The organism is Mucilaginibacter sp. P4_D1 (assembly GCF_056401935.1).
On the sequence record NZ_JBFUIJ010000021.1, the window covers coordinates 34016 to 49856 of the forward strand.

The 15841-nt window shown below is 42.6% G+C and carries 12 protein-coding genes; 9 read left to right on the forward strand and 3 right to left on the reverse strand.

Annotated features, from left to right (window positions below; translation table 11 throughout):
* Window positions 1–110 precede the first annotated feature (110 nt).
* The 3 genes from AC1DV1_RS18075 to AC1DV1_RS18085 all read left to right on the forward strand — a co-directional run bounded on the left by AC1DV1_RS18075 (window position 111) and on the right by AC1DV1_RS18085 (window position 4202).
* Window positions 111–1553 carry an arginine deiminase family protein gene (locus AC1DV1_RS18075; RefSeq protein ID WP_477361719.1) on the forward strand — a complete coding sequence of 481 codons (1443 nt, stop codon included), beginning with the start codon at window positions 111–113 and terminating at the stop codon, window positions 1551–1553.
* A gap of 105 nt (window positions 1554–1658) precedes the next feature.
* A complete protein-coding gene (gene ctlX / locus AC1DV1_RS18080; RefSeq protein WP_477361721.1) occupies window positions 1659–2582 on the forward strand; it encodes a citrulline utilization hydrolase CtlX in 924 nt (307 codons plus the stop codon).
* A 225-nt stretch (window positions 2583–2807) separates the two neighbouring features.
* Window positions 2808–4202: an arginine decarboxylase gene (locus tag AC1DV1_RS18085; protein WP_090650569.1), complete on the forward strand. Its 1395-nt coding sequence runs from the start codon at window positions 2808–2810 to the stop codon at window positions 4200–4202.
* A gap of 201 nt (window positions 4203–4403) precedes the next feature.
* Here AC1DV1_RS18085 and AC1DV1_RS18090 read toward each other — a convergent pair whose 3' ends face one another.
* Window positions 4404–4949 carry a hypothetical protein gene (locus tag AC1DV1_RS18090; RefSeq protein WP_477361723.1) on the reverse strand — a complete coding sequence of 182 codons (546 nt, stop codon included), beginning with the start codon at window positions 4947–4949 and terminating at the stop codon, window positions 4404–4406.
* Between the two features lie 304 nt (window positions 4950–5253).
* Between AC1DV1_RS18090 and AC1DV1_RS18095 the strand changes: the two genes are divergently transcribed.
* Window positions 5254–6753 carry a malate:quinone oxidoreductase gene (locus tag AC1DV1_RS18095; RefSeq protein WP_477361725.1) on the forward strand — a complete coding sequence of 500 codons (1500 nt, stop codon included), beginning with the start codon at window positions 5254–5256 and terminating at the stop codon, window positions 6751–6753.
* A 99-nt stretch (window positions 6754–6852) separates the two neighbouring features.
* Here the strand turns inward: AC1DV1_RS18095 and AC1DV1_RS18100 are convergent, their stop codons facing one another.
* Together AC1DV1_RS18100 and AC1DV1_RS18105 are read right to left on the reverse strand one after the other, a co-directional pair.
* Complete coding sequence (locus tag AC1DV1_RS18100; RefSeq protein WP_477361727.1) at window positions 6853–7092, reverse strand: hypothetical protein; 240 nt, start codon at window positions 7090–7092, stop codon at window positions 6853–6855.
* A 63-nt stretch (window positions 7093–7155) separates the two neighbouring features.
* Window positions 7156–9759, reverse strand: a complete 2604-nt coding sequence (locus AC1DV1_RS18105; protein ID WP_477361730.1) for a M1 family metallopeptidase — start codon at window positions 9757–9759, stop codon at window positions 7156–7158.
* Between the two features lie 318 nt (window positions 9760–10077).
* Here AC1DV1_RS18105 and AC1DV1_RS18110 point away from each other — a divergent pair, with 318 nt between their 5' ends.
* The 5 genes from AC1DV1_RS18110 to AC1DV1_RS18130 all read left to right on the forward strand — a co-directional run bounded on the left by AC1DV1_RS18110 (window position 10078) and on the right by AC1DV1_RS18130 (window position 15839).
* Window positions 10078–11028, forward strand: a complete 951-nt coding sequence (locus AC1DV1_RS18110; protein ID WP_477361732.1) for a glycosyltransferase family 2 protein — start codon at window positions 10078–10080, stop codon at window positions 11026–11028.
* Window positions 11029–11209: 181 nt separating this feature from the next.
* A complete protein-coding gene (locus AC1DV1_RS18115) occupies window positions 11210–12178 on the forward strand; it encodes a glycosyltransferase family 2 protein (protein ID WP_477361734.1) in 969 nt (322 codons plus the stop codon).
* Between the two features lie 6 nt (window positions 12179–12184).
* Window positions 12185–12955, forward strand: a complete 771-nt coding sequence (locus AC1DV1_RS18120; RefSeq protein ID WP_477361736.1) for a glycerophosphoryl diester phosphodiesterase membrane domain-containing protein — start codon at window positions 12185–12187, stop codon at window positions 12953–12955.
* A gap of 3 nt (window positions 12956–12958) precedes the next feature.
* Window positions 12959–14455 carry a GH3 auxin-responsive promoter family protein gene (locus AC1DV1_RS18125; RefSeq protein WP_477361738.1) on the forward strand — a complete coding sequence of 499 codons (1497 nt, stop codon included), beginning with the start codon at window positions 12959–12961 and terminating at the stop codon, window positions 14453–14455.
* Window positions 14456–14651: 196 nt separating this feature from the next.
* The gene (locus tag AC1DV1_RS18130) at window positions 14652–15839 is read left to right on the forward strand and encodes a 1-deoxy-D-xylulose-5-phosphate reductoisomerase (RefSeq protein ID WP_477361740.1); all 1188 of its coding nucleotides are present in this window, start codon (window positions 14652–14654) and stop codon (window positions 15837–15839) included.
* The last annotated feature ends 2 nt before the right edge of the window (window positions 15840–15841 follow it).

Consider the following 15841-nt stretch of genomic DNA (forward strand, 5'->3'; position numbering starts at 1 on the left):
CAAATATAATCAATATTTAAAAGAATCTTTGTTCAGGGCGTTTCAATTTTCTTGTGCCGTTCATTTTCTCATTTATTTTCTGATAGATTTGTGTTCCATCATTTCCATTTATGACAGTTAAAAATTCCGATTTTAAAATAGATGTAACCTCCGAAATTGKTACCCTGCGTACCCTGCTCATTCACAGCCCCGATAGCGGCCTTGGCAAAGTTGTACCATCCAAAGCGCAGGATTGGTTATTTGAAGATATTGTGCACCTGGATACCATGCGCCGTAACGAGTATGATTATTACGTGAAACTATTACTCTATTTTTTAGATCCGGATAAAATAAAAGGCAAACTGCAACAAGTAGAAAGCGACTACGAGCGTGAATTTTTCAAGCCCGATAATACCAATTTCCATGCCTCAAACAACGTTATCGAAATACAAACCCTGCTGGCCGATATTTTACAACAGCCTGATATCCGTAAAAAACTGGTGGCTTCTGTTTGTGCAATTGAGAGTTGTAATTACCGGTTGCAGCAACAATTGATAGATACAGACCCTGTTGAATTGGCCAAGATCTTCATTTCGGGTTCATTGAATGATGATGAAATGATCTTCGCCCCTATTCCCAATCTCATTTTTTCGCGCGATTTGGGTATAGCGATAAACAACCATATGCTGCTAAACAAACCGGCAAAAAAAGCCCGTTTTCGCGAAACTTTGCTGATGCGGTATATATTTTTCAATCACCCGCTGTTTGCAGCCTATCAGAATAACATATTAGAGATTCCGGAAACAGCGCAGCATTTTTTGCGCCCCGGCGAGGATAACCAGGAAAAAACCACCCTGGAGGGCGGCGATGTAATGATGGTGAGCCCGCAGCATTTGCTGATTGGCTGCAGCGAGCGTACCTCCATAAGCGGGGCAAATGAGGCTATTAAACTACTGTTTGATAACGATGTGGTAAAAAAGGTAACCATTGTAAAAATACCCCACAAGCGCGACTATATGCACATCGACACTGTATTTACCCAGGTAAAGCGCAATACATGGGTACTACTGCGCTCGTTGGCGGTGGCCGAGGCGCCGCTGGAAGAGCAGGAGCCAATGTCGTGGTTTGCCGATAAAAAGTCAAAAGACAAGACGGAGATTGTACAGTTCAGGAAAGACAAGAAACCAAAAGTATTCAATTGCCTTGAAGACCTGTTATCCAGTATCAGCGAAAAAGACCTGCAAAGCGACGACAAAACCAGGTTCATCTATTCGGGCAATAACATATTTCCGTTTGACTCGCGCGAGCAATGGACAGATTCATGCAACTTGCTGGCCTTAAAAGAGGGCGTAGTTTTAGGCTACGACCGTAACGACAAAACCGTTGAAGCTTTTAAACAAAGTGGCTTTGATGTTATAAAGGTAAACGAGCTGCTGCAAAAATTTGAATCGGGCGAACTTGACCCAAAAACTTTAACAGACACGTTAATTTTAATGCCATCGGCCGAACTTTCCCGTGCCCGCGGTGGTTTTCATTGTATGAGTATGCCGCTTTTGAGAGATAAAGTTTTGTAGTCATTGGTCACTGGTCATTAGTCATTGGACTTTAATAGTTTTAAAATGGCAATGCCTGGTAAACAACGACGGACAAGCAAACTAATGACTAATGACCATTGACCAATGACTAACACCCAATCAACATCAAACATATTTATGATAAGGCCGGTAAGTTTCGGCTTTAATGAGCAAACTGCCGAAAGTAATGCGTTCCAAAATCGGGATGCCGACCAGCAGGCCGTGCAGGATAAAGCCCTTGCCGAGTTTGATCGCTTTGTTAAAACTTTAGAACATGCCGATGTACAGGTAACCGTGGTAAACGACACGCCGCAGCCCCACACCCCCGATTCTATTTTCCCCAATAATTGGGTGTCATTTCACGGTGATGGTACAATTTTCCTGTACCCCATGCAGGCTGAAAACCGCAGGCTGGAGCGCCGGGAGGATATTATAACCGGCCTGGAAGATAAATTTAAAGTGGGCCACGTAATTGACCTGAGCCGCTTTGAGGCTGATGACCGCTTTTTGGAAGGTACCGGCAGCATGGTGCTGGATAGGGAAAACCAAATTGCATATGCATGCTTGTCGCCACGTACTGATAAACAGGTGTTAGATTTATTTTGCGAGCAGGCCGGCTACAAAGCCATCAGCTTTGACGCGGCAGATGAGCATGGCAAAGCTATCTACCATACCAATGTATTGATGTGCGTGGGCAGTAAATTCGCGGTTATTTGCGCTGATAGCATCCCTAATCCTCACGAGCGTATAGTTGTTTTAGATTCGCTTAAATCAAATCAAAAAGAGGTCATTACCATCAGCTTTGAACAGATGAACCATTTTGCGGGTAATATGCTTGAGGTAAAAAACAATAAAGGTGAAACCTTAATTGTGATGTCGAAAAATGCCTATGAAGCTTTGAACAGCCAACAAAAAACGACATTAGAAAAATATGGCAGTTTAGTTTATGCAGATATCAACACTATAGAAACCAATGGTGGCGGAAGTGCAAGATGTATGATGGCCGAGGTGCATTTGCCGGTTCAATAATAATTATTGCATCATTCAACTATGCTCAACGGCACCATATTAAAGGATAGCTGCCCCCTCGCCCTCCTCAAGAGCGGAATAGCACATAGATTGCTGCTTTTTCCTGTCTTGATACTTGATACTATCTACTTGATACTAAAATTACATTCAAACCATAAATTTTATCCCAACAAATAGCCAATTATTCCGTTTTAAAATCACATTTTTGCCCCAAATTTTTTAAGGATGCAGAGTTACCAGGAATTTCTTGATTTAAGTGTTGGTTTCCCGCAAGATGGTTTTGAGATCATCGACGACGAACTATACTTTCAGGACCTTAATTTAATGGAGATGATTGAAACGTATGGTACCCCCCTACGCTTTACTTATCTGCCACAGATCTCCAAAAAGATCCAGCAGGCCAAGCTGTTGTTTCAGCAGGCTATTATCAAAAACAACTATCGCGGCAGCTATAAATATTGTTATTGCACCAAAAGTTCGCATTTTAAGCACATTGTTGAAGAAGCGCTTAAAAACGAGATCCACCTGGAAACATCATCGGCTTTTGATATGCCAATGATTGATGCCCTGGAGAAAAAAGGTGCTGTTAATAAAGATATTACCGTAATATGTAATGGTTTTAAAACTTTCCAATACAAAACGTATATTATTGATATGCTGCATGATGGCTTTAAAAACATCATCCCGGTATTGGACAATAAGGAAGAGTTTAACCTTTATGACGATGAAATTGAGATGGATACCCCATGTAACCTGGGCATCCGTATAGCGGCCGAAGAGCAGCCCGATTCTCAGTTTTATACTTCCCGCTTAGGTGTGCGTATGGAAGATATCATCGATTTTTACCACAACAAAATTGAAGATAACCCTAACTTCCAGGTTAAACTGTTACACTTCTTCATCAACTCTGGTATTTCAGATACCCCTTATTATTGGAACGAGCTGGAGAAATACGTAACGCTTTATTGCAAGTTCAAAAAAATCAATCCGCACCTGGATACGCTTGATATTGGCGGCGGTATGCCGTTTAAAGATTCGCTGGTGTTTGATTTTGATTACGAGTACATGATTAACGAGATTGTGAGCCGTATTAAAGAAATTTGCGCCGAGCACGATACCATGGAACCGGATATTATTACCGAATTTGGTAAATATACCGTTGCCGAAGCATCGGGCATCCTATATAAAGTATTGGGCCGTAAACAACAAAACGATCGTGAGCGCTGGTTAATGCTGGATGGTTCGTTTATTACCAACCTGCCCGATGTTTGGGCGCTTAACCAAAAATACATCCTGTTACCGGTAAATAACTGGGATAGCGAATACGAGCGCGTAAACCTTGGCGGCATCACTTGTGACGGCCAGGACTACTACAACCAGGAAGCGCACATGAACAGCGTATTTATGCCAAAAACCCGTAAAGTGCAATACTTAGGTTTCTTTAACACAGGCGCTTACCAGGAAGTACTAAGCGGTTACGGCGGTATCCACCACTGTTTATTGCCATCACCAAAACACGTTATCATCCGCCGCAACCGCGACGAGACATTTAACTTTGAAGTTTTTGGCGAAGAGCAAAACAGCAAGCAGGTATTGAAGATACTGGGCTATACCACTTAAGCAGTTGGCAGTTTTGAGTTGGCAGTTTGCAGCAAAATATTTAGCGATGGGTTTTACTCATCGCTTTTTTTGTATTCTGAACCGCGATTAAACAAATTTTTCAGATGATGCAGGATTTCGTCCGAATGAATATGATCATTTTCAAATCCTCAAATAATCCCTTTATCTGCACATCTGTAATCTAAAATCTGCACATCTACCCTACTTTCCCGACGCTACTCCCCAATAACAACTATTCCGTATCTTTTTGAGTAACTCTGGTGTAATGCTGGATACTGCATGTTCCAGCTTGTTTTGGGTGTTGATGAGGTACATGGTGCCGTTTACATTATTATACACATAGGAGCATAGCACTTTATCTTCACCATCTTCTATTTTTTTAACATCAACACGCACAGCATTGGTTTTGTTGCTTGTATCTGGCTTTAGGGCTGGGTCGGCAGCTTTTACCCAGTTAACCGTGTAGTTGACATCCTGTGGCGATATGCTGGCAGTGTTGGCCTTAAAGCTTTTGCTTTCCTGTATTACCTGCAGCAGGCATTTCACACAAGGGTCGCTGGCGGTGGCTATTCCGTATTTCTTTTGAGGATTATTCAATACGCTGTCCTTTTTTCCATTTACCTGGACCGTGCTTTTTGAACTATCTGCCGATACTGCCTGTGGTTTAGCCTTTTGCTGATTGCAGGCGCTTATGGATATCGTTGTAAGTATTGTAAAAAAAACGGCGTTTAACTTATTGAGTATCATAATTTACTTCATAATGGTGGTGTAATATATACAGCCTACTATGCATTTTGTGTTAATTTATTATAAATACAACAACGGTAATTTGTTCAAAAACGTGGCTACCTAAATTTAAACCTTGTTTTTATTGCAATTAATGGACAGATGAAGACAGATTTTCTGTAAAAAATCCTTAAAATTGTCAGATTTAATTCCGGCCTGCTTCAATCAGCTTTCAGGGGTTAAATCAGCATAACAATTTTGCAAAAACCGGGTTATACCTGGTGTAATTAATTTCAAAATACCTCTTGCAGGGTATCATACTAAGATGGCTAACAGCGATAAAGGTTCGGGAACAACGGTTGATGTGGTTTTAATAGGCGCGGGTATTATGAGCGCTACTTTGGGGGTAATGCTAAAAGAATTACAGCCCGACTTAACTATCGAAATTTTTGAGCGCCTGGATGTCATCGCTTCAGAAAGTTCGGCCCCCATGAATAATGCGGGTACGGGTCACTCCGCTTTCTGTGAACTAAACTACACAACCGAATTGCCGGACGGCACCGTAGAAATAAAAAAAGCCATCAAAATTGCCGAACAATTCGAGATAAGCAAAGAATTCTGGACATATCTTATCGATAAAAAATATATCCCATCGTCCGAAAGCTTTATCCGCAAAGTACCGCACATGAGCTTTGTTTGGGGGGCCGATAATGTAAATTACCTAAAAAAACGCCAGCAGGCCCTCACTAAACATCACTTTTTTAAAGGGATGGAATACTCTGAAGATAAAGCACAGATTAAAAAATGGATTCCGCTGGTAATGGAAGGTCGCGATGAAAATGAGACGGTAGCGGCTACATTTATGGATATTGGTACCGATGTGAATTTTGGTAGCCTTACCAGTAGCTTAATTGACAATCTGAAACAAAAACCAGGCGTTAATGTAAGCCTTAACCACGATGTTACCGGCCTTAAACGCAATAACGATGGCAGTTGGCTTGTTACTGTAAAAGATAAAACAAGCGGTACAAAAAGAAAGCTAACCAGCAAATTTGTGTTTGTTGGCGCCGGAGGCGGTGCTTTGCCATTATTACAAAAATCGGGCATTAAAGAAAGTAAAGGCTTTGGTGGTTTCCCGGTGAGCGGACAATGGCTGGTTTGTACTAACCCTGATGTAATTAAGCGCCACGAAGCTAAAGTTTATGGTAAAGCATCGGTAGGTTCGCCGCCAATGTCGGTACCGCACCTGGATACCCGGATGATTGATGGTAAACGCGAACTGCTGTTTGGCCCTTATGCAGGCTTCTCGACCCGTTTTTTAAAGAAAGGATCTTTACTCGATCTGTTTTGTTCAATAAAACCCAATAATATATTACCGCTGCTTGCCGTAGGCCGCGATAACTGGCCGCTAACCAAATATCTTATCAGCCAGGTAATGCAATCGCCCACCGACAGGTTAAAGGCCTTACAGGAATATCTGCCGACCGCCAAAGCCGAAGACTGGACATTGGACATAGCCGRCCAGCGCGTACAGGTGATCAAGAAAGACGCCAAACATACCGGCGTACTGGAATTTGGCACCGAGGTAGTAACATCGGCAGATGGCAGCATTTCGGCCCTGTTAGGGGCATCGCCGGGCGCTTCCACATCGGTACCTATTATGGTACAGCTGATTGAACGCTGCTTTAAAAGCCACATTAAAACAATCGAATGGCAGGAGAAGCTAAAACAGATGATCCCTTCATACGGGCAATCATTATCAAATGATGAGGCTTTGAGCGTTGCTACGCGTGAACGGACGAGTAAGGTTTTGGGGCTGGTTTAACGGTGCTATGTCAAATAGTTAAACAGGCCAGAAGACTAAGGTTTTATTGAGAGAATTAATTTTGCTTGAATAGATAGCCATATTATATCAATAGCTATTTTATTCATAATTGTTAGCCTCATCCCTATAAAATTTATAGACTGACAGATCTAAACGATTTTTACCAAGGGCCTTATCAATTGCTTCTATCCTCTTCGACCTTTCAATATCTTGTATTATTTTAGTTGGAGTAAGCTGATCTATCTCAAAGGCAATAACTTCTATCGTTTTTCCAACAAGGTCGTCTGGCAGTTCCAGCGTTAAACTATTCTTAGTCGATTTTAGAATTGTCCGTATCATGATATCAAATTTACAAAAAATCACGTCACTATACTAACGTAAATGTTGAACATTGCCAGCGTATTATTGAAACGATACCGCCGGCATATTGCTGTTTACGGCTGTTTCTTTAACCTTAAAATCAGCCGGGTGGCCAAGGATAACTGTTTTAATTAAAAACGGAATTTTAACGCCTCCATTAATTCCCTCGTAATTGCCAAACTCCGTTACCGAACTCGCGGTACCATCAATCACCTGTTTTATTTTAAGGCCCGTTTTTTGGCTGTAATAGTTTTTAATTACAGCGCCATCCACAACGCGAATGTCAAGTTCATAAGCCATATCGCCGTTTACCACTTTCATTGTTGAATCAAGCGACACCGCGTTTCCCAACTTTTCATAATCAAGTTCGGGGAAAGCTTTGCTTTTTTCTTTAAGGACTCTTTTGGCCACATCATCCAAAGGCATTTCATGGTTTACCTGCTGCACACTTATATTATCATTATTAACCAAAATATGACTTAGTACCAGGTTGTTATATGATGGTACAGTAATTTTCTGAAAATACATTCCGGGTATTCGGTACCTCGAAACCATCTGCACTTCAGAGCCCTGCACGCTGGCCGCTGCCGAAACCTGCAGGTCTTTGATATTTTTCAGCTTATCAACCCCGCCAATAGCGTCAAGATAGGTTTTGATTACACTGCCGGCGGTTACGCCGGTTGGAACCGGCAAACCACTGAACGAATTATTTTCGGCGTTTACATCCGGTAATTTGTGGTCGGGGTCGATAACGGCCAGGGTTATTTTCGATGTCGATTTATAAGGAAAAGTCCAGGTACCGCCACGCTGCCATATTTCGGCAGGCAGCTTTACAATGCCTGTTTTGCCATTTTCTTCTTTAATGCTGATGGTTACCGGCAGGGCCATCTCTTCCAGGTTCTCTATGGTAATCAGCGCGCCTTTTGCAGGGTCGCCATCCTGATAGGCAATACCGCTTATGCTTTGGTCAAGTTTCCAGGTGGTAAAAAACCATTCGTTCCAAAACCAGCTCAGATCCTCGCCGGCGGCATTATCCATGGTGTGGAAAAAATCCCAAGGCGTTGGATGTTTAAAAGCCCAGCGTTTGATATAGGTGCGAAACGCGTAGTCAAAACGTTGTTCGCCCAAAATTTGTTCGCGTAAAATGGCAAGGCCCAGGGCAGGCTTATCATAGGCCGCGTTGCCCAGAAAGCTCTCCTGTATTACATCCGGAATGGTCATGATCGGCTCAGCATCGGCACTAAATAAACCCGATGCAGCTTTTTGCTCATCTACCGGCTCATAATATTCGCCTTTATTAAAAACGCGGGTATCTACGTTGTTTAAAAAAGTATTAAAACCTTCATCCATCCAGGCGTACTTACGCTCGTTTGAGCCTACTATCATCGGGAACCAGTTATGGCCAAACTCGTGATTGGTAACTTCCCAAAGGCCACCGGCTTTACTTTCCCATCCGCAAAAAACAATCCCGGGATACTCCATCCCTCCTACCGTACCGGCCACGTTGGTTGCTACGGGGTATGTATACTCAAACCATTTATCCGAATAAAGTTCAATGGCAGCCTTCACATACTCTGTCGACCGGCCCCAGGCATCGTTACCCTTTACCTCGGCAGGATAAACCGATTGTGCCAAAGCTTTTTTGCCGCTTGGCAAATTAATGCGCGCTGCATCCCATACAAACGCTTTTGATGCCGACCAGGCTACATCACGGGCATTTTTACAGGCAAAGTGCCAGGTAAGCATCGGTTTTTTAGGATGGTCGTTACCGCTCAAAACATCAGCCTCGTCCTTTATCATCACTGTTTTATCGCTTGCTCGGGCTGCGGCCAGGCGGCTCATGATAGTTGGCGTGTAAACTTCGGTGGGGTTAAGCAGTTCGCCCGAGCCCGTTACCACCAAATTTGAAGGCGCTGTGATGGTATAATCAAAGTTACCATATTCCAGGTAAAACTCGCCGGCGCCAAGATAGGGCAATACATTCCACCCGGTTACATCGTCATAAACCTCCATGCGGGGGTACCATTGGGCTATTTCGTATATCCAGCCATTTTTGGTTTCCAGGCGGCCCATACGGTCGGTACCGTACTTAGGTATCTCGAAGCCATACTCCACTTTAATCTGAAGCTTACCACCTGCGGCCTTCAACGAATCTTTAAGCTTTATTTGTAGTCGGGTATCGGTCACCAGGTAATCAGCTTTGGTAGTTTTGCCGTTTTTAATAATGTAAATGGCTTTTATTTCATCGCCTTTGGTATAGATGCGGTTAGTAAAACGCCCCCCGGTAACCGAGCTGGCAGCTTCGGAGCGCGAATCCTCGCGGTAAATATTCTGATCGTCCTGCAGCCATAAAAATGTTAAAGCATCGGGGCTGTTGTTGGTATAAGTAATTAACGCAGTACCGTCAAGCCGGTGTTTCGCGGTATCCAACGTAACATCAAGCTTATAATCGGCACGGTTTTGCCAATATTTTGAGCCGGGGGCACCACCGGCATTCCTGTACTCGTTGCCTTTTTCGGGGTAAAATAATGGATTGAAAACTTTATGCTGATCGTATTTTGCGCCCTGTTGATCGTCGGTTTGAGCGTAGCTTAATGTGGAAAAAACACACAGAAAAACAAAAAGTATTGCTTTACAAAATTTCATGAAGGCTTTATTTATAATGACAGGCAAGTTATGCAAATATTTCCAAGTGCTTTTAACGTAATAGAGGCTTTACATATTGCACAGCCTCACCTAAATTAGCCTCACCCAACCCTCTCCAAAGGAGATGGCAAAAAAACAATCGCAATCATGCAAATCAAAAGTCCTATCCTTTGGAGAGGATTTAGGTGAGGCTTCCTTTAGAGAGGGTTGGGTGAGGCCGAGTCTTAAAAATCATTATACCAACCATTCCCTATTTTTTATATTTTTGCGGATGAATGCGGGCAGAACTTTTATAGCCAGGCGTCACATTCCTTATAAATGGATATATCAGTTGTAGTACCGCTTTATGACGAAGTAGAATCATTACCCGAGCTTACCTCATGGATAAGCCGCGTAATGGCCGAAAATCGTTTTACTTATGAAATCATATTGGTTGATGATGGCAGCAAGGACGGTTCATGGGAGATGATCAGGAAGCTAAGCTTCGATAATCCTTTCATTAAAGGCATCAAATTCAGGCGTAACTATGGCAAATCGGCAGCGCTTAATACCGGCTTTGCCGCTACCAGGGGCGATGTGGTAATAACCATGGATGCCGATTTACAGGATAGCCCGGACGAAATTCCCGAACTTTACAGGCGCATAACCGAAGAAAAATTCGACCTGATATCGGGCTGGAAAGCCAAACGGTATGATCCGTTGAGTAAAACCATACCTACCAAGKTATTTAACTATGCCACCCGTAAAATGAGCGGCATAGATAACCTGCACGATTTTAACTGTGGGCTTAAAGCTTACCGCGGCACCGTGGTTAAAAACATAGAGGTTTACGGCGAAATGCACCGCTACATCCCGGTTTTAGCTAAATGGGCCGGTTTTACCAAAATTGGCGAGCAGGTAGTTGAGCACCGCGCCCGCAAATACGGAAAAACCAAATTTGGCATGAGCCGCTTTGTAAATGGTTTTCTTGATTTGCTGTCGATATTTTTTGTAGGCAAGTTTGGCAAGCGCCCCATGCACTTTTTTGGCACTATGGGCACATTAAGCTTTTTTACAGGATTGGTAATAGCGATATGGATAATGGCCGACAAGCTTTATAATCTTTCTCATCATATCAAAGAAAGACAGCCAACAGATAACCCATGGTTTTATATAGCCATTGTAGCCATCATTTTAGGCTCGCAGCTATTTTTAACCGGCTTTGTTGCCGAACTGGTTTCCCGTAGCTCAAGCGAACGGAACCATTATTTGGTTGAGGAGGTTATTTGATGTGCAGATATGCAGATTCCAGATGTGCAGATGAAAACTTCAAATGCGTAGATGAATCAGGAAAAAAAATAAAATTATTTTTCATCGATGCAAAGCTTATCAAAATTTAACATCAAAAAATCGTGAATTCTACAGCTTCATATGCACATTTGCACATCTGAAATCTGCACATCTAAAAAACATGTTTTTTTCCATCATCATTCCTTTATACAACCGCCCGCAGGAGATCAAAGAATTACTGGAGACCCTGGTGCTGCAAACGTACCGGAATTTTGAGGTTTTGGTGATTGAAGATGGATCGGTTAATGATGCCGAAGCTATTGTAAACAGCTTTGTTGGGCAGTTGGATGTTCGCTACTTTAAAAAAGTAAACGAGGGTCAGGGTTTTACACGCAATTTTGGATTTGAACGCGCCAGGGGCGATTACTTTATCATATTCGATTCGGATTGTTTGATCCCGGCAGATTACCTGCAGATTGTGAATAATTCATTAACCACAAATTACCTTGATGCCTACGGCGGCCCCGACGGAGCACACGCTTCATTTACGCCTACGCAAAAGGCCATCAGCTATAGCATGACCTCCCCTTTTACAACAGGCGGTATCCGCGGTAATAAAAAAGGGATTGGGCAGTTTCATCCACGAAGTTTTAACATGGGTGTATCAAGGCAGGTATGGGAAAAAGCAGGCGGTTTTATTATCACCCGACTGGGCGAGGATATTGAATATAGCATCCGCATCCATTCCCTTGGTTTTAAAATCGGGCTGATACCCGACGCCATCGTTTACCATAAACGCCGTACCAATTTTGTACAGTTTTTTAAGCAACTGCACTTTTTTGGCAGGGCACGTATAAACATTTATAAGTTTTTCCCGGGGGAATTAAAGGCGGTGCACTTTTTCCCGGCGGCGTTCACACTATTTTTGCTTTTTACGCTCATTTTCAACCTATTGGGCTGGCAGATTGCCAAACTGGGTAACTTTATAGTGTTGTTTATCATTTTGTTAATATTTTTTCATGCATGGTGGAAAAATAAATCAGCAAAAATCGCATTTTTGAGCATTATAGCTGCCTTCACTCAACTAACAGCCTACGGGATAGGATTTATGCAGGATTTTTGGAAGCGGGTAATTTTTAACAGATCATAATAACCTATGTACCACACCTTTTCTGTTGCAGAAACCATTAAAACTRCATGGAATATTTTAAAGAAAAATTTTGTGCCACTTGTTGTGTATTCGGTTATTTCGCTGTTTATAAATGAGGTACTTGACTTTTTTAAGACTTTTTTCTTAATTGGCGATTACCTTACTACCACTATTTTCTTCTTCATAGCCTTGATAACGCAGTGCTTTATTGGTTTAAGCTTTTACAAACTCATATTAACCTTAATGGATAAGGAATATTATGAATTTGAGTTTAAAGATATTTTGCCATCGGCTAAAATGACATTCAATTTTGTTATTATCGGCTTTTTAACAGCATTTTTTGTTGCAATATTATTCTTCTTCTACGTATTGGCTCAACGGTTTCTGGGGTTGGAAAGCATATTTCAAACGATAGAATTATTGATTATCCTCTACATAAGTCTCCGCAGTATATTTTGCATCTGCTTTATTGTTGACGATGATTCGGCACCGATAGAATCGCTCAAACAAAGTTTCGAAATAACCAAGGATAACTTCTTTAAAACCCTTAGTATATTTATTATTATAATAGGCATTCTGTTTATCGCATTGATACCTGTTTTCCTGATCATAAATTTAACCGGACTTGATGAAAAGGGTGGATTCATATTCAGGTTAGCTTTTTATTGCTGGTTTTTGCTAACGTTCCCTTTTATCCAGGTAATTATTATGGTTACCTACCGTAAATTAGTTTATAGCCACCTGGATGTTGACGATGACCTGTCCGAAACCAATTAACCAATGGGCCTTAAATCTGTATTAAGCAAAGTTTTTGCAGCCCTGGTAAACAGGGAGCTTAATCAGTTGCGTAAAAACGCCCTTGTATTGCAGCAAAATACATTTAGCAATCTTATTCACCAGGCTAAAGATACCGCCTTTGGTAAAGCGCATAATTTTTCACAGATCAATAGCTACGAAGATTTTAAACGAAACGTACCTATCCACGATTATGAAGACCTGCGCCCCTATATAGACAGGGTTGTAAAAGGCGAAGAAAATGTGCTATGGCCGGGCAAGCCAAAATACCTGGCCAAAACATCGGGCACTACATCGGGTGTAAAATATATCCCGATATCAAAGGAAAGTATGCCCCAGCATATTAAAGCCGCCCGCAATGCCTTGCTTGCATATATTCATGAAACCGGCAACGCCGATTTTGTTGATGGTAAAATGATCTTTTTACAGGGAAGCCCGGTTTTAGCCGAAAAGAACGGCGTTTCAACAGGAAGGCTTTCGGGCATAGTGGCGCATCATGTGCCCGCCTATCTTCAAAAAAACAGATTACCCAGTTACCAAACCAATTGCATTGAAGATTGGGAGCAAAAGGTTGACGCCATAGTTGACGAAACTTTTAATGAAGATATGCGCCTCATCAGCGGCATACCACCCTGGTGCCAGATGTATTTCGACAGGCTTTCGGCAAAGTCTGGCGGCAAAAAGGTGAAGGATATTTTCCCTAACTTTAAATTGTACGTGCATGGCGGCGTAAACTACGAACCTTACCGCGCCCGGATGGAGGAAAGTATTGGTTTTAAAATTGACTCTATCGAAACTTATCCCGCATCTGAGGGCTTTATCGCTTTCCAGGATTCGCAAAAGGAGCACGGCCTACTGTTATTAGTTGATTCAGGCATATTTTACGAATTTATTCCTTCTGAAGAATACTTTAACGAGCACCCAACCCGCATCAATATCAAAGATGTGGAACTGGAGAAAAACTACGCGCTTATCATGAACACCAGCGCCGGGCTGTGGGGGTATAGCTTAGGGGATACCATTAAATTCATATCTAAAAACCCTTATAAAATCATTGTAACCGGCCGTATTAAACACTATATATCGGCCTTTGGCGAACATGTTATTGGCGAAGAAGTAGAACATGCCTTAATGAGCGTAGCAAAGGCCGAGGGGGTGGATGTTATTGAATTTACCGTAGCCCCGCAGGTTAACCCAGCGGTCGGGCAACTCCCCTACCACGAGTGGTTTGTTGAGTTTGGAACACCACCCGCCGATCTTCAGGCCTTTGCCATAAAAGTGGACAAAGCCCTGCAAAAGAAAAATATTTACTATTTTGACCTGATTGAAGGTAACATTTTGCAACCTTTGATCATCCAAGGCCTACAAAAAAACGCGTTTATAAATTACATGCGTTCGGAAGGAAAATTGGGGGGACAAAATAAGGTGCCAAGGCTATCAAACGACAGGAAGATAGCAGATGGCTTAAAAGCGTATATTTAAGCCCCTCTAAATCTCCCCTAAAGGGGAGACTTTAAAGAGCGAATTGACATAGACGAAGCGTATTATAATTATATTCGCTGAAATAAAAAAAGGGTGTCATGCTGAGCGCGTCGAAGCATAGCGGGTAAAGGCCTCTCCTCGCGTCCTTCGACAAGCTTAGGATAACCGGCATTTTTCTTATATAAAGATATTATAATTGAGTAACCAGATAAAAAACATTGCCATTTTAGGCTCAACAGGCAGCATAGGTACCCAAACACTTGAGGTGATAAAGGGCAACAGCAACCTGTTCAGGGCTTTTTTACTTACAGCGCACTCCAACGCCGGGCTATTAATTAGCCAGGCTATTGAGTTTGTGCCTGCGTATGCCATTATATGCGATACCGGCAAATACCTGCAGGTTAAAGAGGCCCTGGCGCACCTACCCATTGAAGTACTGGCAGGCCACCAGGCTATTATTGATACCGTTACGCATCCTGATATTGATGTTGTGCTTACAGCAATGGTTGGCTTTGCTGGGTTGGAGCCTACTATTGCCGCTATAAAGGCGGGTAAAGATATCGCCCTGGCCAATAAAGAAACTTTAGTTGTCGCCGGCGAAATTGTAACCACTTTAGCCAAACAGCATGGGGTTAACATCCTGCCGGTAGATTCTGAACACTCGGCCATATTCCAGTGCCTTACAGGCGAGGAAAATAACCCGGTAGAAAAACTGATCATCACCGCGTCGGGCGGGCCGTTCCGTGGCCGTAGCCTTGATTTTTTGGCTGGTGTAAGCCGTGAAGACGCCTTAAAACACCCCAACTGGGTTATGGGCGCCAAAATCACCATCGATTCGGCATCGCTCATGAATAAGGGTTTGGAGGTGATTGAGGCCAAATGGCTTTTTGATGTAGATGCAGAGCAGATTGATGTGGTGGTTCACCCGCAATCTATCATCCACTCGATGGTGCAATTCAGGGATGGATCGATAAAAGCGCAAATGGGTTTGCCGGACATGAAACTGCCCATCCAATACGCCCTAACCTACCCTAACCGCGTTCAAAACGATTTTAAGCGCTTTGATTTTACCGCCTACTCTAACCTGACTTTTGAAAAACCAGACCTGGAAACTTTTCGTAATCTTGGTTTAGCTTACGCTGCGTTAAAACAAGGTGGTAACATGCCTTGTATTATTAACGCGGCCAACGAGATTGCCGTTGCAGGTTTTTTAAATAACAGCATCGGTTTCCTGGCCATGAGCGATTTGATTGAAGAGTGTATGCTGCAAATCGCCTTCGTATCACAACCAACCATAACCGATTATTTGAATACCGACAAAGAAACACGCATCTTTGCGCAAAATTTTATACAAAAACTGCCGTTAAAGGCAATAAACTATTAATA

Excerpts from the sequence above, each read along its gene's own strand:
- AC1DV1_RS18115 (WP_477361734.1), top strand. The coding sequence starts at position 11,210 with ATGTTTTTTTCCATCATCATTCCTTTATACAACCGCCCGCAGGAGATC.
- AC1DV1_RS18085 (WP_090650569.1), top strand. The coding sequence starts at position 2,808 with ATGCAGAGTTACCAGGAATTTCTTGATTTAAGTGTTGGTTTCCCGCAA.
- AC1DV1_RS18100 (WP_477361727.1), bottom strand. The coding sequence starts at position 7,092 with ATGATACGGACAATTCTAAAATCGACTAAGAATAGTTTAACGCTGGAA.
- AC1DV1_RS18125 (WP_477361738.1), top strand. The coding sequence starts at position 12,959 with ATGGGCCTTAAATCTGTATTAAGCAAAGTTTTTGCAGCCCTGGTAAAC.
- ctlX (WP_477361721.1), top strand. The coding sequence starts at position 1,659 with ATGACTAACACCCAATCAACATCAAACATATTTATGATAAGGCCGGTA.
- AC1DV1_RS18105 (WP_477361730.1), bottom strand. The coding sequence starts at position 9,759 with ATGAAATTTTGTAAAGCAATACTTTTTGTTTTTCTGTGTGTTTTTTCC.
- AC1DV1_RS18090 (WP_477361723.1), bottom strand. The coding sequence starts at position 4,949 with ATGATACTCAATAAGTTAAACGCCGTTTTTTTTACAATACTTACAACG.